Source organism: Croceibacterium selenioxidans (assembly GCF_018599195.1).
Classification (GTDB): Bacteria; Pseudomonadota; Alphaproteobacteria; order Sphingomonadales; family Sphingomonadaceae; genus Croceibacterium_A; species Croceibacterium_A selenioxidans.
Map to the genome: position 1 here is coordinate 1,530,822 of NZ_JAHFVK010000001.1, position 20,383 is coordinate 1,551,204.

Annotated in this window: 18 protein-coding genes and 2 tRNA genes; 11 read left to right on the plus strand and 9 right to left on the minus strand. The window is 62.2% G+C overall.

Annotation, left to right across the window (positions count from 1 at the left end; all coding sequences use genetic code 11):
* Positions 1-15 precede the first annotated feature (15 nt).
* Genes KK137_RS07470 through atzF form a run of 3 tightly spaced genes read left to right on the plus strand, consistent with a single transcriptional unit; the run spans position 16 to position 6,013 of the window.
* Complete coding sequence (locus KK137_RS07470; protein ID WP_214536060.1) at positions 16-651, plus strand: urea amidolyase associated protein UAAP2; 636 nt, start codon at positions 16-18, stop codon at positions 649-651.
* Positions 648-4,235: an urea carboxylase gene (gene uca / locus KK137_RS07475; protein ID WP_214535515.1), complete on the plus strand. Its 3,588-nt coding sequence runs from the start codon at positions 648-650 to the stop codon at positions 4,233-4,235. The genes KK137_RS07470 and uca overlap by 4 nt, the downstream gene beginning before the upstream one ends.
* Entirely contained in the window at positions 4,235-6,013 is a 1,779-nt protein-coding gene (atzF, locus tag KK137_RS07480) for an allophanate hydrolase (protein WP_214535516.1), read from the plus strand. The genes uca and atzF overlap by 1 nt, the downstream gene beginning before the upstream one ends.
* Before the next feature lie 88 nt (positions 6,014-6,101).
* Here atzF and KK137_RS07485 read toward each other — a convergent pair whose 3' ends face one another.
* The 4 genes from KK137_RS07485 to KK137_RS07500 all read right to left on the minus strand — a co-directional run bounded on the left by KK137_RS07485 (position 6,102) and on the right by KK137_RS07500 (position 10,001).
* Positions 6,102-6,740: a hypothetical protein gene (locus tag KK137_RS07485; protein WP_214535517.1), complete on the minus strand. Its 639-nt coding sequence runs from the start codon at positions 6,738-6,740 to the stop codon at positions 6,102-6,104.
* A gap of 127 nt (positions 6,741-6,867) precedes the next feature.
* On the minus strand, positions 6,868-7,848 hold the full coding sequence (locus KK137_RS07490) for a sterol desaturase family protein (RefSeq protein ID WP_214535518.1): 981 nt from the start codon (positions 7,846-7,848) through the stop codon (positions 6,868-6,870).
* Positions 7,849-8,127: 279 nt separating this feature from the next.
* Complete coding sequence (locus KK137_RS07495) at positions 8,128-8,682, minus strand: GNAT family N-acetyltransferase (protein WP_338028002.1); 555 nt, start codon at positions 8,680-8,682, stop codon at positions 8,128-8,130.
* 287 nt (positions 8,683-8,969) lie between these two features.
* Entirely contained in the window at positions 8,970-10,001 is a 1,032-nt protein-coding gene (locus KK137_RS07500) for a hypothetical protein (protein WP_214535519.1), read from the minus strand.
* A gap of 94 nt (positions 10,002-10,095) precedes the next feature.
* Here KK137_RS07500 and KK137_RS07505 point away from each other — a divergent pair, with 94 nt between their 5' ends.
* The 3 genes from KK137_RS07505 (at position 10,096) to KK137_RS07515 (ending at position 11,396) form a co-directional block, all read left to right on the plus strand.
* The gene (locus KK137_RS07505; protein WP_214535520.1) at positions 10,096-10,359 is read left to right on the plus strand and encodes a TetR family transcriptional regulator; all 264 of its coding nucleotides are present in this window, start codon (positions 10,096-10,098) and stop codon (positions 10,357-10,359) included.
* A gap of 415 nt (positions 10,360-10,774) precedes the next feature.
* Positions 10,775-10,984: a hypothetical protein gene (locus KK137_RS07510; RefSeq protein ID WP_214535521.1), complete on the plus strand. Its 210-nt coding sequence runs from the start codon at positions 10,775-10,777 to the stop codon at positions 10,982-10,984.
* 127 nt (positions 10,985-11,111) lie between these two features.
* A complete protein-coding gene (locus KK137_RS07515) occupies positions 11,112-11,396 on the plus strand; it encodes a barstar family protein (protein ID WP_214535522.1) in 285 nt (94 codons plus the stop codon).
* Between the two features lie 53 nt (positions 11,397-11,449).
* On the opposite strand, the gene KK137_RS07520 is transcribed toward KK137_RS07515, so the two are convergent.
* From KK137_RS07520 to KK137_RS07535, 4 genes are all read right to left on the minus strand, one after another.
* On the minus strand, positions 11,450-11,938 hold the full coding sequence (locus KK137_RS07520; RefSeq protein WP_214535523.1) for a GNAT family N-acetyltransferase: 489 nt from the start codon (positions 11,936-11,938) through the stop codon (positions 11,450-11,452).
* Positions 11,938-12,681, minus strand: a complete 744-nt coding sequence (locus KK137_RS07525; RefSeq protein WP_214535524.1) for a hypothetical protein — start codon at positions 12,679-12,681, stop codon at positions 11,938-11,940. Before KK137_RS07525 ends, KK137_RS07520 begins: the two co-directional genes overlap by 1 nt.
* Positions 12,681-13,079 carry a DUF6152 family protein gene (locus KK137_RS07530; RefSeq protein ID WP_214535525.1) on the minus strand — a complete coding sequence of 133 codons (399 nt, stop codon included), beginning with the start codon at positions 13,077-13,079 and terminating at the stop codon, positions 12,681-12,683. Before KK137_RS07530 ends, KK137_RS07525 begins: the two co-directional genes overlap by 1 nt.
* Before the next feature lie 180 nt (positions 13,080-13,259).
* The gene (locus tag KK137_RS07535; protein WP_055920287.1) at positions 13,260-13,724 is read right to left on the minus strand and encodes an Lrp/AsnC family transcriptional regulator; all 465 of its coding nucleotides are present in this window, start codon (positions 13,722-13,724) and stop codon (positions 13,260-13,262) included.
* A gap of 201 nt (positions 13,725-13,925) precedes the next feature.
* Between KK137_RS07535 and KK137_RS07540 the strand changes: the two genes are divergently transcribed.
* The 5 genes from KK137_RS07540 to KK137_RS07560 all read left to right on the plus strand — a co-directional run bounded on the left by KK137_RS07540 (position 13,926) and on the right by KK137_RS07560 (position 19,749).
* Complete coding sequence (locus KK137_RS07540) at positions 13,926-15,560, plus strand: histidine kinase dimerization/phospho-acceptor domain-containing protein (RefSeq protein ID WP_214535526.1); 1,635 nt, start codon at positions 13,926-13,928, stop codon at positions 15,558-15,560.
* Between the two features lie 35 nt (positions 15,561-15,595).
* Complete coding sequence (locus KK137_RS07545; protein WP_420829314.1) at positions 15,596-16,591, plus strand: polysaccharide deacetylase family protein; 996 nt, start codon at positions 15,596-15,598, stop codon at positions 16,589-16,591.
* 59 nt (positions 16,592-16,650) lie between these two features.
* A tRNA-Ile gene (locus KK137_RS07550) sits at positions 16,651-16,726 on the plus strand.
* Between the two features lie 75 nt (positions 16,727-16,801).
* Positions 16,802-16,878, plus strand: a tRNA-Pro gene (locus KK137_RS07555).
* A gap of 174 nt (positions 16,879-17,052) precedes the next feature.
* Complete coding sequence (locus KK137_RS07560; RefSeq protein WP_214535527.1) at positions 17,053-19,749, plus strand: N-6 DNA methylase; 2,697 nt, start codon at positions 17,053-17,055, stop codon at positions 19,747-19,749.
* Positions 19,750-19,758: 9 nt separating this feature from the next.
* Here the strand turns inward: KK137_RS07560 and KK137_RS16575 are convergent, their stop codons facing one another.
* The gene (locus KK137_RS16575) at positions 19,759-20,313 is read right to left on the minus strand and encodes a hypothetical protein (RefSeq protein ID WP_250893616.1); all 555 of its coding nucleotides are present in this window, start codon (positions 20,311-20,313) and stop codon (positions 19,759-19,761) included.
* Positions 20,314-20,383: the final 70 nt, after the last annotated feature.

The window sequence follows — 20,383 nt, forward strand, 5'->3', positions numbered from 1 at the left end:
GACGCCAAGGCCAAAATGACCACCGATCCGGGCCTCTCGGGCCTTGCCGGCACTGTCGTCCATGACGAGATCGTCCCGGCAAGAGCGCCCTGGCTGCACCATGTGGCCGCTGGCCAGACGCTGCGCATCGTCGACCTCGAGGGCAACCAGGCGGTCGACTTCCTGCTCTATGCCGCCGCCGACGATGCCGAGCGCTACAGCGCGCAAGATACCGTCGCGGCGCAGGGGAATCTGTTCCTGCGTACCGGAGCGGTGCTGCGCTCTAACGAAGGTCGCGCGATGATGACGATCGTCGGCACCTCGGTCGAATATCACGACACGATCGGCGGGGCTTGTTCGTGCGAGTCCAATACGCTGCGCTATGGCCATCACACCAAATCGCAGCACGCCTGCGTCGAGAATTTTCTCGAAGCCAACCTGATCGAGGGCCGCGGCAAGCGCGACATGGTTTCGAACATCAACTTCTTCATGAACGTGCCAGTGGAAGAGGACGGTGCGCTGGGCATCGTCGATGGCATTTCCGCACCCGGCCTGACGGTCGATCTACGGGCAGACATGGACGTCATCGTCGTCGTGTCGAACTGCCCGCAGATCAACAACCCGTGCAATGCCTTCAATCCCACACCCGTTCGGATGATCGTCACCGCATGAACTTCGACACAGTCCTGGTTGCAAACCGGGGGGCGATCGCCACCCGGATCATCCGCACCTTGCGCCGCATGGGCTTGCGCTCGGTCGCGGTCTATTCCGAGGCGGACGCCGGCTCGCTCCACGTCTCGCAGGCGGATGTGGCGGTGTGCATCGGCCCCGCTCCGGCAGCGGAAAGCTATCTCGATATCTCCGCGATCCTGCAGGCCGCGAAGGATACCGGCGCGGGCGCGATCCATCCGGGTTACGGTTTCCTGGCAGAGAACACCGAGTTCGCCGACGCCTGCGCGGCCGCCGGGATCGTGTTCATCGGCCCGACGCCGGAGAACATCCGCACATTCGGATTGAAACATAGCGCTCGGGCGCTGGCGGCCGAGCATGGCGTGCCGCTGGCACCCGGGACGGGCCTGCTGACGGACGAGGATGAAGCCGCCCAGGCGGCGCGGGAGATCGGCTTTCCGGTGATCCTCAAGGCGACCGCCGGCGGCGGCGGCATCGGCATGCGCATCTGCGAGGATGAAGCTTCCGTGCGACAGGGCTTCGCGGGCGTCGCACGTCTGGGCGAAGGAAATTTCGGCGATGCCGGTGTGTTCCTCGAACGCTACATCGGCCGTGCGCGTCACATCGAGGTCCAGATATTCGGTGACGGCGAAGGCCGGGTCATGCCGCTGGGCGAACGAGACTGTTCACTGCAGCGCCGGAACCAGAAGGTGGTGGAGGAAGCCCCCGCCCCACTCCTATCCCAAGCCAAGCGTGCCGAACTCACCACCGCCGCAGTCCGGCTTGGCAAAGCGGCAAATTATCGCTCCGCCGGAACTGTCGAATTTCTGTACGATGCGGATCGGCAGGAATTCTTCTTCCTCGAAATGAATACCCGTCTCCAGGTCGAGCACGGTGTCACCGAAGAGGTGATGGGGATCGACCTGGTCGAATGGATGATCCGCGGGGCCGCGGGTGATTTTTCCTTCCTCGATGCCGAACCGCCAGTGCCGCAAGGCCATTCGCTGCAAGTGCGCCTCTATGCCGAAGATCCCGCGCTCGACTATCGCCCCACCAGCGGCACGCTGACAGCCGTAAGCTTTCCGCCGGACATTCGCGCCGAAACCTGGTGCATGGCCGGCAGCGAGGTCAGCGCCTGGTACGATCCGATGCTCGCCAAACTGATCGTTCACGCCGCGACGCGTGAGGCGGCCATCGCGGCGATGCAGGACGCGCTCGATGAAAGCCGCATAGACGGCATCGAAACGAATTTGCGCTGGCTGCGCGATGTCGTGAGGAACGGGAGGTTCGCCAGTGGGGAAGTCTCGACCAAACTGCTCGAGACCGTCACCTACAATCCGCGCAGCTTCCGCGTGGTCAGCGGCGGTACCGCGACCACAGTGCAAGATTGGCCCGGCCGGCAGGGCCTATGGGCGATTGGTGTCCCCCCGTCGGGCCCGATGGATGACCGCTCTTTCCGCATCGGGAACCGAGTGCTCGGGAATCCTGAGGGCACGGCCGGGCTGGAGGTCACCGCCAGTGGCCCGACCCTGATCTTCAATGCACCCGCGCGCGTGTGCGTCATCGGTGCTGATTTCGGCGCCATGCTGGACGACAAGCCCGTCGAACGCGGCACTGCCTTGGACATTGCGGCCGGCCAGACACTTGCCCTGGGCAGGGCTTCAGGCGGCGGTATGCGCGGCTATATCCTGTTCGCCGGCGGGCTCGATATCGCACCCTACCTCGATAGCCGCAGCACCTTTGCACTCGGTCAGTTCGGCGGACATGCAGCAAGGCGACTGCTGGCCGGCGACACGGTTCATCTCGGGACGGCGGAAGTTGCGACGCCGGCTTTGCCCAGCCCTGCACCGAACTTCGGCGAAACCTGGACGCTGCGCGTTCTCTACGGTCCGCACGGCGCACCGGACTTCTTCACCGACGACGACATTCGTGCCTTCCTCGCCGCCGAATGGCAGGTTCACTACAACAGCAACCGAACCGGTGTTCGCTTGGTCGGGCCCAAGCCGGAATGGGCCCGAAAGGATGGAGGCGAAGCGGGCCTGCACCCCTCCAATATTCACGACAATCCCTACGCCATCGGCGCCGTGGATTTCACCGGGGACATGCCGATCATCCTGGGCCCTGACGGCCCATCGCTTGGCGGGTTCGTCTGTCCGTTTACCGTGATCGCGGCTGATCGCTGGAAGATCGGGCAACTCTCCCCGGACGATCGCCTGCGGTTCGTTCCGGTCACCGCGGAAGACGCGGCCGCGGCGAACCAGGCTCCGCTTGAGCTTCTCGCAGCGGAAACGCCGGCGCGCGACATCGCAACCCTTTCGCCCATCCTCGCGCAAACTCCGGCACAGGGCTTGCGTCCGCGCACGGTCTACCGGCAGCAGGGCGACCGCAATATCCTGGTCGAATATGGGCCGATCGTGCTCGACATCGAACTTCGCATCCGCGTTCACGCGCTGATGACCGAGCTCGAGGAGCTGGCCTTGCCCGGCGTCATCGACATCGTGCCCGGCATCCGTTCGCTCCAGCTGCACTTCGATGGCGATGTGCTCGACCAGCGCGGCGCCCTCGCCGTCCTGATGACAGCTGAGGAATCGCTCGGCGATCTCGAGGATTTCTCGGCGCCCTCGCGCATCGTCCACCTTCCCCTAAGCTGGCGCGATCCGGCAACGATCGAGACAATTGAGAAGTACATGGGCGCCGTCCGTGACGACGCGCCGTGGTGTCCCGACAACATCGAGTTCATCCGCCGGGTTAATGGCCTGCCCGATGCCGACGCGGTCGAGAGCCTGATCTTCGACGCAAGCTATCTCGTGCTCGGATTGGGCGACGTCTATCTCGGAGCGCCGGTAGCGACACCGGTCGATCCAAGGCACCGGCTGGTCACTACCAAGTACAACCCCGCACGGACTTGGACCCCGCCCAATGTCGTCGGCATCGGCGGCGCCTATATGTGCATCTACGGAATGGAGGGTCCGGGCGGCTATCAGCTGTTCGGTCGGACTATTCAGGTGTGGAACACTCATCGGCAGACGGATGCCTTCGTCGACGGCAAGCCGTGGCTGTTACGGTTCTTCGACCAGATCCGCTTCTTCAAGGTCAGCGCAGAGGAGCTCGTCGAGTGGCGCCGAGACTTTCCCAATGGCCGGCGCTCGATCGAAGTTGAGGAGTCCGAATTCCGCCTTGCGGATTACCGGGCTTTCCTCGCGCAGAATGCTGGCTCGATCGCTGCTTTCGAGGCTCAACGCCAGGCGGCCTTCGACGAGGAGCGTGCCGAATGGCAGCGGTCCGGCGAATTCGATCGCGTTACCGACCTTGCGGATGGTGGCGCCACCGCGCGCGCCGAGACGGCTGCCATCGAAGTACCGGAAGGAGCGGACGTGATCGAGGCGCCGTTCGGGGGAAGCGTCTGGAAGCTAATGGTGGCTGCCGGCGATACGGTCGAAACGGGTGACATCATCGCGGTAATCGAATCGATGAAAATGGAATGCCCGCTCGAAAGCCCCGGAAGCGGCACGATTGCGGCGCTTTACATGCAGGAGCGGCAGTCACTGCAACCCGGCACGCCAATGCTGGCCCTGAGGCCGCATTGATGACCGCGCTGAACCGATACGGCGTGGCGGCCATCGCCAACGCTGTCAGTAGCGGGGCATCGAGCGCGGTCGAAGTGGCCGAGAATACCCTGGCCCGCCTCGCCGCCTATGACGCCGTCCAGCCGCAGATCTGGATTAGCCGGATTGAGCCCGAGGATTTCCTGGCTGCCGCCCGCGCGGTGGATGCACGCCTCGCGGCCGGCGAGACCCTTCCGCTTGCCGGGGTCCCCTATGCGGTGAAGGACAACATTGACGTCGCCGGGTTCGAGACGACCGCGGCCTGTCCCGCGTTCGCCTACCGGCCCGCAGGATCGGCCGGTGTCGTCGAACGGCTGGAAGCGGCTGGAGCGATCTGTGTCGGCAAGACCAATCTAGACCAGTTCGCGACCGGGCTTGTCGGCACGCGCAGCCCATATGGCATTCCGCGCAATGCCTACAATCTCGCCTATGTCAGCGGCGGTTCCAGCTCGGGGTCGTCGGTCGCTGTTGCGGCCGGACTGGTGCCTTTTGCCCTAGGCACCGACACCGCGGGTTCGGGCCGGGTACCTGCCGCCTTCAACCACCTGGTGGGATTCAAGCCCAGCAAGGGTCGCTGGAGCACGCGCGGGCTCGTCCCTGCGTGCCGCACGCTCGACTGCATTACGGTCTTCACCGATACGGTGGCGGATGCACGGTTGGTTGATAAGGTCGTGGCGGGCTTCGATCCGGCCGATCCTTACTCGAAACCCCTGGCTGACGCGCCGGTTCGGCCGGAGCGCATCGGCGTACCCTTCCCGGATCAGCGCGTGTGGTTCGGCGACAGCCAATCCGAATATCTCTACGACCGTGCGCTCGACCACTTGTCCGAGACGGCACAGGTCGTCGAGATTGACCTGGAGCCGCTGCTGGAGGCCGCTCAGCTTCTTTACGGCGGACCTTGGGTCGCAGAGCGTACCGCCGCGATCGCCGGGCTGCTGGCGAGCAACCCCGACGCGATCGACGAAACCGTCCGTAGCGTCATACAGCCGGGCAGTGACATTGGTGCGGTCGAGCTGTGGAACGGCATCTACCGGCTCGCCGAGCTGAAGCGCCACGCTGACGGCCTGTGGGACACGGTCGACCTTCTCGCCTTTCCGACCGCCGGCACGACATATCGCGTGGCGGAGCTGCTCGCGTCGCCTGTCGCTCTAAACAGCAATCTTGGTCGCTATACCAATTTCGTGAACCTGCTCGATATGGCGGCAGTGGCGGTGCCCGCCGGTGCCCGTTCGAACGGGACCGGTTTCGGCATCACCCTCATCGGCCCCGCCAACGGCGACCGCGGCCTGCTTGCAGTGGCAGAAACCTATCTCGCGACGGCTGACCTGCCGGCCGCACCCGCACTCGACTTGGAGGGAAGAATGGAAACGGTGAAGTTGGCCGTCGTTGGTGCCCATTTGAAGGATATGCCGCTGCATTGGCAGTTGACCTCGAGGGACGCGGCTTTCGTCGGCGCCTTCGAAACGGCGCCGACTTATCGCCTCTATGCGATGGCGGACAGCGTTCCGCCCAAGCCGGCCCTGGTCCACAGTTCCGAGGGCGCGTCGATCGCGGTCGAAGTCTATGAGCTTGACGTCGCGGCCTTCGGGAGCTTCGTCGTCGAGGTTCCGGCCCCGCTGGCCATCGGAACGGTGACCCTGGCCGACGGCACCAGCGTCAAAGGCTTCGTGGCCGAGCCCCGTGCCCTGACCGGCGCGGAGGATATTACTCATCTCGGTGGCTGGCGCGCCTATATCGAAAGGCTGAATGCCGACAACTGACGACGTGGTCGGATCGGAGCTACCGGTCCGACCTTGTTTGCGCCGAGGCGCCGCCCACGCATGGAGACAACGGGCGGCTTGTGTAAGGTTATGAGTCCAGCAAGCGCTTTCTAAACAGCGACTTGACGAGCCTGTCTTCGAGGATACGTCCCCCGATATACAGGGCTGCGAAGATCCCGGCGAAGACATAGGCGGGCATTGGCGAAGGGCCGTGATCCTCCTCTTCGCCCTTCTTTTTCTTGTCCTTGCCCTTGTCCTTCTTCGGCTTGTCGGGTGCCGGCGCGCCAAGGAATTTGTCGATCGGATTCAGCGGCCGCGCCGCAATCTTCTTCTCTTCTTCCTCCTCTTTCTTCTTCTCTTTCGCCAACTCTTCGGCTGTCGGCTTGTCCAGAATGCCGATGGCTACGGTAAGCTGAGCAAATCCCAGAAACAGCAGCGGCGCGAGAAAGCAGAGCAGCAAGGCCCGGCTGGTCAGATGATAGCGCAGGACAAGTCCGCTCACGCCTCTTTCAATCTGCAGGATGCCATCGGTGAAAATGGACATCTTGTCCTGGGCCGCCTGGTCCTTCTTGCGGAACGTCAGCGTGTCGCCAGTCCGTTTGTGGCTGGTGCCGGGTTCACGGAAGAGGGGATCGAGCCTGTCAAAGGCTTCGTCGCTCGATTGCCCGGGAGCGAGGGCCAGGCTGCCCTTTACGTGCCATATCCAGTCGGTGAAGCGCAGGTTCACGGGATCTCCTCTTGAGCGAAATTTTCGGTGAAGCCCGGGACAGCCAGGCTCAAGCCGGGGCCGCTAGCGGCGGCCCGGCATGGCCAAAACGAATGGGGAGAGTGATCGTACGAGAGGAGCCGTTCCATTATTCCGCCGGCACCGCCTCCTGCCTTCCAAACCGCTCCTTGAGCGTCTTCCAGCCCTCGGCGAAGGGATAGACCATCGTCTCGCGGATCGACATCCGGCGCCCGCCTTCCATCCCGAGCAGTTCCGCCTCGCCGTCGACGCAGGTGCCAAACATGCGGTCGATGATGATCCAGGTGCCGGAATAGTTGCTGCGGCTGGCTTCGAAGTCCTGTGAGTGGTGCACGCTGTGGTGCTCGGTGGTGTTGAACACGAAGCGCCACCAGCGCGGGGAGTTGAAGCGGACGTTGATGTGCTGGTAGGTTCCGACCGCCAGACCGAGGGTGCCGGCAAGCAGGGCGGCCCGCGGCAGGAAATCGAAGAACCCTCCGATACCGAGCCCGATCAGGAACAGTTCGATCGGATTGCCGACTGCGCCTTTGTTGATGTTCAATTGGGTGATGTAGTGATGCGGCGCATGCGTCAGCCACAGTGGATGCCAGTTATGCATCCCGCGATGCATCCAGTACTGCCCGAAATCGAAGATGAAAGAGATCAGGAAGGCCTGCAGCAGGAGTGGCAGGCCCATGAACCACGCGAATTTGTCCCAGTCGAAGGAACCCTGGACGGCTTCGACCATGGCGCCGTCCCCAATGTACTCGTCGACCACGCGGAGCAGCGTATAGCCCAGTCCGACATAGAACAGGTCGGTCGCCAATTCCTTCCAGGTCAGGCGCCAGCTATCGAAGCGTGGGTTGACCCACTCGAGTGCTAGCAGAAACGCCCGGAAGCCGATGCCGATCATGATAGCGGTCGACGCCTTGGCGATCGAATTGGGTGCGTAGTACCAGAACGCGAGCAGCGCGAAGAGCATGGTCGGCTGGAACCAGGTAAAGACGAACTGCTTCACCGGGCCACCCTCTACGCGGGGTATGTTTTCCCACCCCACGGTGACGGGCGCCTGAGTGCCTATCAGCCTTTTACCTACGCGAGTTCCATTCATGCCCAACACCCGCAATGTTCGCCCTCCGTGCTGTGATTTCGTCCAGCACGCAGAGGGACGAGAATGATATCTGCAACCAATTCAGCATCGTTAGAGAGCGCCCATCACGCCAGATGCCATTATGGTATAGATCTCATAGACGCCATCTATGACCTCGGGTATGACGGCTTGGAGCCTGCAAGCGAGCATGTGAATTGGCTCACGCTTTGCGCAGAGATGACCGAGACCAGTGGGACGCCGATCGGGGCGCATTTCATCGTTGAACCGGCAGGGCCCCTGTCAGTTCGGGGACTGAGCGCGCGATTGCCATTCGTGATCGAGGAGACCCCAAATCAAGCTGTCTCGGCGGCCGATGTGAGTGGTCCATTGTTCGCGCAAGCGCCCTTCGCAAACGAAGCCGAGGCTTTGGAGCACTCGGTTGGACGCCAGATTGTCAGGGTCGGTGTCGGCAAATACCCGGCGGCGCTGCTCGATCCCGAATAGATGATCCACGAGCGCGCCGAGGGCCTCGCGGGCGACACCCTGCCCCTGCCTCTCGCGGATCACCAGATGAGCGAGTTCAGTGATGCCGTCGCCGCGATCGATGGCGGCGAGCCGGCCGATGGCTGATCCTCCCTCCCCCTCAGTCACGGCCCAGCTTCGGCCTTTTTCCCAACCCGTGCTGGGAACGAGCCATTCGGCCAGCTCCTCCACGCTCAGAAAGGGCCCGCGACTCCACCAGCGCATGACGACCGGATCGGCAAAGCTGGGATAAAGAGCGGGCGCGTCCGCGCGAGTAAGTTTGCGCAGGACGAAGCGCGGCGTAATAATGGTCGGCGCCGACGCTTCACTCACTGCTTATCGTCTCCAGCTGGCCGACGCCAATGAGCTTCGCGCAGCCGACGATGTGCGAGAGCCAGGTCGGTTCGCGTTCGATCATTCGATAACTATCCGGCAATCCTCGAATGTCCGCAAAGGTTCGAATGCTGTCGGTCCGTTAATGAACGCTTGAATGAGAAAAGCAGACGGTCGAGTTTTGGGTGATCCCTGCGTGGTCGACTGTGACCGCGAAAGGTGGAAAGCGGACATTCGGCTCATTTCCGTTTTTGACCTCGTGCGGACGTCGGGGGAGCGGGCCGGAGCTAGCGGGCGGCGTCCTGCGGCGGAACCGCTCCGGACAGCTCCCTGCGCAGCGCCCTGGCCGAGGTGATCGCCTCACGAACGGTATTCCCTTCATGGCAGGCGTATTCGTAGATTGCGTAGCCGTCGTCGCGCGACCACTCGAACGCAGCAGTCCAGGGCGCGGTGAAGACGTCCGGATCCTCATATCTCACGCGGTAGGAAATCGTGTCCGGCCCGGTCCGGGCGATCCACTCGGTCACCTTGGCCGATGGACCCACCGGCAGCGTGGCAAGCGTGCGCCCCGGAATGGGTCCCGCGGCACGCCCTGACGCGTCCGTCGTGGCGCTGTCGCCGCTCTTCAGGTTGGTAGTCTCGATGACCAGCGCGTCGCCTTCCCAACGTCCGCGGCTGTCACCGTGCCACGCGCGCACAGGCGAGGGCCAGTGCCCATCACGTCCAAGCGGCACCACCCGCGCCCCGAAAGTCTCCAGCTGCAGCACAACGTAACCGGGCGATTGGAATACGCGGATCCCATTGTTGTAAGGCTGCGGCAGCATGACTGCGGGGAAGCCGCGGGTGATGCAGCGCTCGAAAGCATCCAGATCGCTGACCCAGTTGGTGGCCTCGGGGGCACGCCAAGTGGATCGGCCCCTAGCATACAATTCTTTGGCAGCCTCTGTGAGAGGCGGAAGCCGACCGTCGATGGGTTCGATCAGCAGCGAACTGCGGCGTCCCATTGCCGAGGAACGAAGCCACGCGGCCAAACCGGCCGTTCCTCCGCCACCCCATTCGACGGAGAAATTCGCGTCCGACTGCTCGGCGGCCTGCACCCGCGCGGAGAACTCCTCGTCGGTGAGCCGCTCGCGGGTGCCAAATTCCGTCGGCCGCTCAAGCCGGATTTGCGCATCGTTGATGTTCTGGAGCGGCCACGTGCCGCGCAAATCGGGGTCTCCCCACGGCGTGCGAGGAAGCGGCTGGCCGGAGGGCGCCTGTGGCCCGGCCTCGGCGGGCTGAGCGCGTACGGTGGCCGCCGCCAAGCAGGCTGACGCCACTAGGACTAGCCTGCACGTTTTCACCAGTCCCTCCATCTCGCCTCAGGGGCGGTACGCTCTAGACTAACACTGTTAGTCTGCACAATAGGGGAGGATGGATAGTCGCAATCTCGACCGGGAGACCATCGTCCGCGCGGCGCTGGGCCTCCTCGCCGAGCGCGGCCTTGCCACCGTCACACTGCGCAAGGTGGCGGTGGCCGTCGGCGCCCGAGCCCCATCCCTCTACTGGCACGGGGCGGACAAAGGGGCGCTGTTCGGCCTGATGTCGGAGGCTGTCCTCAAACAGAGCCTGGAGCAAGTGCCACCGTCCGACGACTGGCGGGATTGGCTGCGCGGTTTGGGCCCCAGCGTGTGGTAGACTCAGCGACGAACGCCGGATGTCCACCAACGGATGATGCAATCCGCGATGGATCACGCCGTACTGCGCGGCTTCACCGCGCATCGTCAGCGAGTTGGCTGGCAGAGGGCTCGATCCTGCGATAACTTTCGAGGCGCAGAAGTCGGTTCTCGCCCTTGGCCAGGTGCATGATGGTGCCGAATGATCCGGCGTTTGGCGACAAACCGCCCGAGCAGAGCTTCCTGCACTGCTTCGACGCGGTGATCCGAAGATGGGATCATGAGAAGCTGGACTAGGTTCGATCCATTCGGACGCTTGCGAACCTAGAGCGACACTCCAAAGACCGCCGACTGCCCTGAATGTCCGCAATGGGTCGTTTGCCGACGGTCTCCTTTCGACCCATTGCGGACGTTCGGCAATTGCGTAACATGCCACCGTGCCGATCGTAGAAGTTTTTGACCACGAGGACGCCCTAAAACCACTAATCGTGGCGGGGTTCGAGTTCCTGCCCCGCATCGGTGAATATCTCTCAATCGACACGCCGCCAGGTTACTTCAAATACTACAATGTCGTTGAAGTCTGGCACCGACAGGACACAGAGGGTGGCGTGTTCCGCGCTTGCATGCGCATTGAGGAGGTCGACTGACGACCGTCCGCTGTCTACCCATGGCAGCCATTCAGGGCGTCAAATCCTCCGAACCTTGGCTCAACCGTTTGCGGACAGACTGCTTTCGACCCATTGCAGACATTCATCGGGCGCGTCAAAACGGGCAATGGCCATCCCGAAGGAACGTTACGTCGTCACGATTGACTCGTCTGTGAGGACAAAGGACGATCTTTTCAGCCGCATCACTGACACGGCATACTTGGGATATAGCTCGTTCAATGGCTGGGATGCATTCAACGATATGCTTCTGGGCAGGCTGGAGACCAGCGACATTCTCATCGAGATATTGAACGAGGACCTGTCCGGCCTCACCGCACGGGACCGAGAGATATATCGAGAAATTCTAGCGGACGCCGTGCGGGAGTTTCCAGAGAGGTTGCGGCTGCTTTAACGTCGGAAAGGGCCGGGGCGAAGGAGTGTCCGCTTTCCACCCCTTGCGGCCATTCAGAGCTTTTGGCGAAGCAACGTAACTGACGGAGCAAAACCCAGGCGTTCGTACAATCTGCGGGCGGCTCGGTTGAAGTCGTGTACGGCGACCTGATGGTCGTGGACCCCGTTTGACGCAGCCCAGTTCAGGGCCGCTTCGAGCAGGGCACGACCGGCTCCAAGCCTTTGCGCAGAAGGGTGAACGGCAATCGAGTCGATTTCCGAGTACTGCCTTTCGACACGCGGATTGCCGGGAGGCAAACGCTTGAGGATGACATGCGCAAAGCCAACGGCCTCGTCATTCCTCACCGCGACCAGAACATGTTGCCGGGGATCTTCCAGGACGGCTTGAAGGAAGGTCTCGCCGCGTGGCTTATCCGATGGCACGCGAAAGAGATCTGGCCGGGCCTCCGCATGGAATTGGTCCAGGTACAGAAATAGCTGGTCGACCGCGTCGGCATCTTGCTGCTCAGCCGCGCGCACATACACGCCATCGCATACCGGCATCACTGCCCCGCCTTCCCCGCCTCCTGGTATTCGAGCGCAAAGGCCGGGTCGCACTCGTACGGGAAGACATATTGTCCCGCCTGCTTCGCCCACTGGATGAAGCGCGCGCCGTTGTTGTCGAGCACAGCCGGATCCTCAAACCACTGGGTTGCCATCAGCCGCTTGCCGTCCGGACTCAGGCGATAGCGTTCGACCATGTGAATGTCGGCGCTGTGGTCGAGGCCATTGTTGGTGATCGTCGAGGCCGCGATGTGGGTGGTGTCGACGACCAGTTCGTCGCCTTCCCAATGACCGATAGAATGCCCCATTTTCGAGTGGGGCGCATCGGCCCGCGGGTGGCTGCGGCCGTCCATGTGCACGAGACGGACCTGATCGAAATATTCGTATTTGAACACGATCAGCTCGGGCGTCTGGAAGACTTCGAACGGGAACGGCCCCTGGATCGCATAGACGATCGAGGGGGCGAGGCAGACGCGCGACAAGGTCATCTCGTCCGCCGGCTTCCAGGCTTTGGCTTTGGCCAGTGCCTCGGGCTTGAGCTTGAGGCCGCCGTATTCACCCTCGGGAAATTCGACCACGCCGGTGTCCGCGATGATCACCGTGTCGGGCGGCAGCTTGGCCACGAGGTCAGCAGGCGGATCGCCGGCTTCGAAGCTCAGGTTCCAGAACCCCGTCAGGTCGGGTTCGGCGAAAGCGGGCGCGGACAGCGCGAGCAGCGCCGCGCCAAGGATGGCCATCCGCATCAGCTCTGGTCCGCTTGCCCGAACGGGGCCGTCCCGACCAGGCTTCCGTCCTGATGAACGGCACGGCGCAGGCGCATGTACGGCTTGCCGTCGCGCGAAGGCCAGCCCTCGATCGTGATCGTCTCGCCGACCTTTATACTGTCCCGTGTCCAACCGCGCCGCTGCAGCACCGCGGGCGCATTGGTCTCCGCCCGCCATTCGCTCACCTTGCCGTGCGCGTCAGTGACGTCGAGCACGACAGTTCCGTGAGGATTGGTGAAGCGGAACGAGGTCACCTTGCCGGTGATCGACACGTCCTTGGTCGAATCGAAATAGACGGCGAACGAGTGATGCGCCTCGGCGGCAACTGGCGTCATACATGCCAGCGCTGCGGCGGCGATAAGCGCGCGACCTCTCATGTGCGGACCTCTCCCAAAGCTTTTCAGCACGCTAGAGCATAATTGCGGTCGAGTGAATCGTCTTTGCGACCTCTCCCTCCGTGAGAGGGGTGGTGAGGGTGTTCAGGCGCGAGCTCCACGGCCCCTCACCCACCGCGCCCCTCGGCACTCCTCACTCTCCCTAGGGGAGAAGGAATTCGGCTATTCCAGCGGTACGCCCGGTTCGTTCTTGGCTGTGCGGATCGTCAGCGACGTCTTCACGCTGGCGACGTTGGGCGCCGGAGTGAGCTTGCTGGTGAGGAACTCCTGAAAGCTCTGCAGGTCCTTGCTGACGATCTTGAGAATGAAGTCGATCTCACCGTTCAGCATGTGGCACTCGCGGATTTCGGGCAGCCCCTTGATATGCTGCTCGAACGCGCGGAGGTCCTCTTCGGCCTGGCTCTTTAGGCTGACCATGGCGAAGACGGTGATGGTGAAGCCGAGGCGCGAGGGATCCAGATCGGCGTGGTAGCCCCGGATGACCCCCTCTTCCTCGAGCGCGCGGACCCGGCGAAGGCACGGCGGAGCGGTCAGACCGACACGGCTGGCAAGGTCAACGTTTGTGATGCGGCCTTCGGCCTGCAGTTCGGCCAGGAGCCGGCGATCGATTGAGTCGAGCGTTGCCATTAAGCCGGATGCCGCCCCCCTTTTAACCATGAGTGTAATTATGCGCCGCACACCACGGCAATCCCGTAATATTATTGTTTATGACGGCAATTGTCCCGGTTTGCAACGCACGATGCGTTCGTGGTTCCACCTTTGAAAAGTGTCGCTAAGTGGCAGTCTGCGTATTGCTGCGTGGGACTGTCCACGCCTACCGGAGCGCCCATGCTGTTCGACGATCGCCTTGCTACCGTGCTGCGCTTTCCGGCGCAGAGCGAGCTGGCGGCCCGTACGCAGTACCGGCAACTGCTCGACCTCTTGGGCAGCATGCCCGCCGACGCGCCAAGTCAGCTCACCGAATCGGCCTATGCCCGGTTGGGCGATCTGGCGGACGAGCTTCCGGCGGCGATGCAATCCGCCATCCTCAGGTCTCCCGGTCTCCGGCTGCGCAACCCCCGCCTTGTGGCCTGGCTGGCGCAGTCAGAACCCCAGGCTGCGGCGGCGGTCATGGCCACGGCCCAGTTGACCGACAGCGAGTGGGTCGAGCTGATCCCGCGCCTGCCGCTGACCGCTCGCGGCTTCCTGCGCCACCGGCGCGAGCTTCCGCCGGGCGCGAGGCGGGTTCTCGACCGGCTGGGAGTGAAGGACCTGGTCCTTCCGGAACCCGAGCGGATCGAAACCGATACCCAGGTTGAAGACCCCGGCATCGGTGCCCTCGTTCGCCGGATCGAGGCCTTCCAGAACGCCAAGCGCAAGGGTCCCACCGCTCCGCGCCTGCCGCTAGGGGACGGGCGGGATTACGATCCTGAGCACTTCCGCCACGGCCGCGCGTTCGACTTTTCTACCGACGCACAGGGTGTAATCACCTGGGCCGATCCGGCGATGGCGCCGATGGTCGTAGGTCTCACGCTGGGCCCTGCCCGGCCCGACGCACTGGCCGTGCTCGACGATGCCGGGGCCAGGACCATGCTCAGGCGTCTGCCGTTGCGCGGCGCGTCCCTAAACCTTGAAGGCACCGCCGAGATCGCCGGCGAATGGCGGATCGACGCCACGCCGGTGTTCTCGCCGGATGAGGGAAGGTTCACAGGTTATAATGGCCGCATGCGACGGCCTCTGCCGGTGCTGGCCTCGACGTCTGCTCCCGCCGCCGCTCCAGCCAGGGCGGCCGGGACGGGCGATCGGATGCGGCAGCTGCTCCACGAATTGCGCACGCCTGCCAACGCGATCCAAGGCTTTGCCGAGATGATTCAGCAGCAGATGTTCGGCACAACACCCAACGAATACCGCGCCCTCGCCGCCGCCGTCGCCGTCGATGCGGCGCGGATCATGGCCGGATTCGACGAGATCGACCGCCTCGCCAGGCTGGAGTCGGGTGCGCTCGAGTTCGAAAGCGGCCAGTGCGATTTGCGCGAAGTGGTGAACCAACTTCTCCGCCGGCTCGATGGGGTACTGCGTCAGCGCAGCGCTCGCATCGAGTTCGAGGCCGAGGGGACGGACTTCACTGTCGGCCTCGACCGCAGCGATGCGCTGCAGCTGGTCTGGCGGCTGCTCGCCACTCTCGCCGGTGCGCTGGCTCCCGGCGAGATTATCGATCTGACGCTGATCGGCCGATCCGGAGACGTGACGATGGAGATCGACCTACCCGGCTCGATGATGGGTGATAGCGACCTGTTCGCCGCCACGGCCACGGCGCAGCCTCGCGCGGTATCGGCCGGAATGTTCGGCAGCGGCTTCACCTTCCGCCTTGCGCGCGCTGAAGCCAGGGCCGCTGGCGGGGAGCTCGCGCGGCGGGAAGACCGACTGGAGCTCGTGCTGCCAAGCTTGACCGATGCGCGGATTACCCTCGATAGAAGGATCTAGGCGGATCGACCGCCACCGAGGGGGACAGCTCAATCATGCGATCGATGATCGATCCGCCTGCGCGACCAGCGAATGCGCGGTTCGATTCCGCTTTCGGATGCCGCTTCCTGCTGACGGTCGATACCGAGGAAGAGTTCGACTGGACCCAGCCCATTACCCGCGACCGGCACGGGCTCGATCACGTGCCCGAGCTGGCGAGGTTCCAGCAATTCTGCGAGGCGGAGGGCGTGGTGCCGGTCTACCTGGTCGACTGGCCGATCGCGCAGTCCGCTCTTGCGGCCGAAATCTTGCGAGCCCCCCTGGCTGCGGGCAAGGCCGAGGTGGGCATCCAGCTCCACCCATGGGTTAATCCCCCGTTTGTGGAAGACGTTAGTCAGCACAACTCCTTTGCCGGCAACCTCCCCCCAGAACTTGAAGAAGCCAAGTTTCGAACTCTGAAGGAAGCGATCGAACGCAATTTCGCTGCCGAACCCAGAATCTACCGCGCCGGCCGCTACGGCCTCGGCCCGAACAGCGCGGCGATGCTTTCTCGGCACGGGATCGCGCTGGACACTTCGGTCAGGGCCAAGTTCGATTATTCCGCGAGCGGCGGCGCCGACTACGGGCGGCACCCGCTCGCCCCCTACTGGGTTGACGACGAACGGACCTTGCTCGAGCTGCCCCTCACCACGGTCTACTGGGGCATGCTGAGGCGACAGGGCGACTGGCTCCATTCCGCCCTCGCTCGCGCTCCGCGTCTGCTTGGCGCCTTGGCCCGCACGGGTATGCTAGAGCGCATTCCCCTGACGCCCGAAGGCATCGCGGTGGAGGAGGCGATCCGCGGAATCGACATTGCTCTCGACGACGGACTGGGGCTGCTGGTCTTGTCTTTCCACAGCCCTTCGCTCCAACCGGGACACACGCCCTATGTCCGCGACGAGGCGGATCTCGCCAACCTTTACGACTGGTGGCGCCGGATTTTCTCGTACCTCGAACAGCGCCAGGTGGCGCCGACCTCGGTCGCCGAAATTCTCAAGTCGGTGCAGCGCTAATACCCTGACTTGCCAGCGCCCCGGCACCAAGCTACCTCGCCGCGGCGCCCATGGTGCACGGGCCTGTAGCTCAGCGGTTAGAGCTGGCCGCTCATAACGGCTAGGTCGCGGGTTCGAATCCTGCCGGGCCCACCATTTTCCCGTGCCACCCAGTCGTATCGGCTTTTGACTTGCGCCAAGCCAGCGGCACCCATAGGGAGGCGCCCCGGTCGGGGAGTAGCGCAGTCCGGTAGCGCGCCTGCTTTGGGAGCAGGATGTCGCAGGTTCGAATCCTGTCTCCCCGACCAACCTTTTCTGTCCTTGAAAAGGCGTGATAATTTTTTCGGTGCTGTAACAAACGTCGTTGGCCGCGCTGTAGCAAAGAACAATCGCTTGCCGCAATTTCCTTTGCTTCTCCTGTTGATTTGCCAACCCGACGATATAGCGAGATTGCGCGCCGACGTGGCGAGGGGAGTTAAGTAATGTCTACCACGGCCGACGTAAGATCCAGGCTAGATCTGATCAGCGAACTGACGGTTGATTTGGCCGCCAACGGACGCATCGTAGATTTTCTCCGTCCAGAGACGACTCGCCCCGACGGTCCTGAAGAGCGTGTTCGGCAGTATTATGCGCGAGTTCTTGTCGAAGAATATGGCTATCAGCGGAGTCACATGGCTTTTGAGGCACCCATCAACATAGGACATGAGACCAAGCAAGCTGATATAGTAGTATATAATTCTCCCGAAGCCGCGGCAGCTAGGGATCAAGGCCAAATATGGCTCATTGTCGAGGTCAAGGCTCCCACGATTACTGATGGACATCGACAGCTTGTTTCCTATGTTTGCTCCAGTTCTTCATCTGGAGGTGTCTGGTTCAACGGCGAAGAAATCTCTTACTTCCGACGGGTAGAGCAGCCTCGCCTTGAGCTTCGAGAGTGGACAAACATTCCACGAACAGGCGAGACGTGGGACACCGTTGGCCACTACCGGAAGAGGGACCTTCGACCGCCCCGAGAACTGAAGCACGTCTTTCAACGTTGCCACAATGCGATCTACCGAGCGGGTTTGGACTCCGAAGATGTCGCGGTAGACATGGTTCGCATCATCTTGGCGAAATACCGTGATGAGCAAAACGTTGGTGAGCTTTGCCAATTTCGATGCACTCCCGACGAGTTCAGCTCAGCCGAAGGTCAGCATGAGGCTGCTCAGCGCGTGCGAGATCTCTTTGCTCAAGTGCGCAGCGATCATGCGGACGTTTTTCCGCCTACGGAAGAGATTACTATCGGAGATCGCAACCTCGCGGTTGTAATAAATGAGTTGCAGCCGTTTCGGTTTTTGGCCGATGATGAAACAGAACAAGTATATGACGTCATAGGCACAGCATTTGAGGTCTACGTTTCAGCGCATCTGAAAGGAGCGAGAGGCCAGTTTTTTACCAATCGTCTCGTCGTAAACATGATGGTTGAGATATTAAACCCGTCTGAGACAGATACTATTTATGACCCAGCATGCGGGTCTGGCGGCTTTCTTATTGCGGTATTGCGCTACGTGCGTGGGCGCATACTTCAGTCTGATCGAAGCCCTGCTGCGAAACAGCGGGAGATTCGAACTGTTAGCCAACGCCTGTTTGGAACCGACATTGCACCGAGGCTCGTGCGGGTCGCCAAAACGAATATGATCCTGAATGGTGACGGGCATGGTGGCATCGTCAGGGCGAACGCTCTGCGCGATATGCGTGAAATAGAAGAAAACTTCCCCCTTAAGCCCAGTGCGCAACCAAGCCTTCGTCCGACCAGGATTTTGAGCAACCCGCCCTTCGGCGCGAGTCATGACCTTCGCGAACGCAATCGTGATGTGCTGCGGGGGTTCTCTCTCGGGCATGTTTGGGAACCGGATACGCAGGGCCTACTTCAGCCAACCTCGGAGCTAAATACTGGTGAGGGCGTGCCACCAGAAATTCTTTTTTTGGAACGGTGCATCGACATGCTCGCACCGGGTGGCCGGCTTGCAATCGTTATAGCGCGAGGCGTCCTCGACAACAGGGATGCATTGCCAGCTCGGCAATACGTTCTGACCCAAACAAGGCTACTTGGAGTAGTGAACTGTCACCCAAATACATTTGCACCTTTCAACGGAACGAAGGCCGCAATTCTCTTTTTGGAAAAGAAGGCAAACCCGTCGTTCTCGCGAGGAGATGATTACCCGGTCTTTATGGCAGTCAGCCAGAAGGTGGGGCAGGACTCTATGGGGCGTGAGATACATCGGACCAATGACAATGGCGATCTCGTGCTCGTTGCTGGCCAACCAGTTCTCGACCACGATTTGGGTGACATAAGCCGCGCATGGATAGACGTTCAGCAAGGTCGCGAGATCAGCTACGAGGGTGCGTGGACTGTCCCGCTGTCGCGCATCATTGATGCGCCAGAGATGCGTTTTAACCCGGTTCGTTTTGCGCCAGTAGCAGAGCGAGCCTTGGCAAGTGTCCTTGAGCTCGCGGGCTCAGAGGAATGGGCAGTAGAGCGACTTGGCGACTTCGCTCAGGTGTTCAACGGCCCCCGGTTCAAGCGGCCCTTTGCAGACCACGGAGTGACCGAAGGACCGAGCATCGTAAAGATGTTCACTCCGAAGGCTTTTTTTGAGGAACGAGGCGAGAGCGTCAAACATCTCGATTTGGCGAAGGCAACCCCTACCCAACTGAGGCAGATGGAAGTGCTTACCTTGCGGTCTGGATACATCCTCGTCGTGGATAGCGGCACGGCCGGAAGGTTGCTGGGACGCGTGGGTATGGCGGCGGGCTTCCACGACGGGATGGTGGGCAACAACAATATGATCAGGATTGTGATCGAGGATGATGCACGCCGGGCTTACGTTTACCAGTTCCTTCGGTCAGCCATTGGGCAAACGCTGCTCCTCAGAAACGTATATGGCACCAATCAGGACCATATCGAGCCTGACGACGTGAAGGACATCCCTATCCCGCTGCCGCGCGCAGAAGGCAGTCTGGAACGTATTCAAGGTCAGGTAAGCAGGATCAGCCAGCTGAGAGAAGAAGCGGCGCGTCTCGACAGTGAGGCAAATGATGAGCTTGATCGTCTTTTTGGTCGGCTGGCCGAAGAGGCTGATGTCGAGTTGATGGAGATCCCTGTTGCCGAGGACGAGCCTGAGGAGGCAGGTGTTTGATGCAACACGCTATGGCGGCTTCGAGTTTTTCAGGAGCCGATGCTGATTGCTCACGAAACTGGGCGCTGGAAAGGTCTGTTGAGTTGCGACATTGGCACCAACGTGAGCATGCGCGAAGCTACAGCGCTGCTTCCAGAGGTCCCCAAGCGTTGATTTGAGCGCGTCCAGTAGGCCGGGGTCAGTAACCTCCAGCTTCGCTTCGACTTCGCGCGTGAGGAACTCTCCCAGCAGCTTGGTAAGCATTGTGAGGGCCTCTTGGATTGCCCCGCCAGACTGGCCGTTGCCGCCGAGGCCGTCGAAGTAGATTTCGTGCAGCACGACGGAGCCGGTGCGGAGCAACTCTTCGCGCTTGAGACCGCCGTAAGCTGCCGGCGGGTAATCAGGGTCGGCGACGGCGGCGGCGAGCCTGGTCTCGATGAGGTTCAACGTCTTCACCGAGCCGCCGTAGTTGTTCTCCCAGTGTGACTGGATCAGGCGTTCCGACAGGCCGTCGAGTTTGGCCGGATCGAAGCGCAAGGGTTTAGGCTGATGCTGGCCGGCGAACGCGGGGGCGGTAGTTGCCATCTTGAGTGGCTCCTGTGCTGACGTTGATTGTGCCGTCCCTAGGGTGAGACCGACCGCCCCTGCGGCCAGA

What these genes read in the sequence shown, in the direction of transcription:
- KK137_RS07540 (WP_214535526.1), top strand. Translation starts at nt 13,926, where the DNA reads ATGCTGTTCGACGATCGCCTTGCTACCGTGCTGCGCTTTCCGGCGCAG.
- KK137_RS07545 (WP_420829314.1), top strand. Translation starts at nt 15,596, where the DNA reads ATGCGATCGATGATCGATCCGCCTGCGCGACCAGCGAATGCGCGGTTC.
- KK137_RS07515 (WP_214535522.1), top strand. Translation starts at nt 11,112, where the DNA reads ATGGCCATCCCGAAGGAACGTTACGTCGTCACGATTGACTCGTCTGTG.
- KK137_RS07525 (WP_214535524.1), bottom strand. Translation starts at nt 12,681, where the DNA reads ATGCGGATGGCCATCCTTGGCGCGGCGCTGCTCGCGCTGTCCGCGCCC.
- KK137_RS07560 (WP_214535527.1), top strand. Translation starts at nt 17,053, where the DNA reads ATGTCTACCACGGCCGACGTAAGATCCAGGCTAGATCTGATCAGCGAA.
- KK137_RS07505 (WP_214535520.1), top strand. Translation starts at nt 10,096, where the DNA reads ATGGATAGTCGCAATCTCGACCGGGAGACCATCGTCCGCGCGGCGCTG.
- KK137_RS07470 (WP_214536060.1), top strand. Translation starts at nt 16, where the DNA reads ATGACCACCGATCCGGGCCTCTCGGGCCTTGCCGGCACTGTCGTCCAT.
- KK137_RS07535 (WP_055920287.1), bottom strand. Translation starts at nt 13,724, where the DNA reads ATGGCAACGCTCGACTCAATCGATCGCCGGCTCCTGGCCGAACTGCAG.
- KK137_RS07490 (WP_214535518.1), bottom strand. Translation starts at nt 7,848, where the DNA reads ATGAATGGAACTCGCGTAGGTAAAAGGCTGATAGGCACTCAGGCGCCC.
- KK137_RS16575 (WP_250893616.1), bottom strand. Translation starts at nt 20,313, where the DNA reads ATGGCAACTACCGCCCCCGCGTTCGCCGGCCAGCATCAGCCTAAACCC.
- atzF (WP_214535516.1), top strand. Translation starts at nt 4,235, where the DNA reads ATGACCGCGCTGAACCGATACGGCGTGGCGGCCATCGCCAACGCTGTC.
- KK137_RS07530 (WP_214535525.1), bottom strand. Translation starts at nt 13,079, where the DNA reads ATGAGAGGTCGCGCGCTTATCGCCGCCGCAGCGCTGGCATGTATGACG.
- KK137_RS07520 (WP_214535523.1), bottom strand. Translation starts at nt 11,938, where the DNA reads ATGCCGGTATGCGATGGCGTGTATGTGCGCGCGGCTGAGCAGCAAGAT.
- uca (WP_214535515.1), top strand. Translation starts at nt 648, where the DNA reads ATGAACTTCGACACAGTCCTGGTTGCAAACCGGGGGGCGATCGCCACC.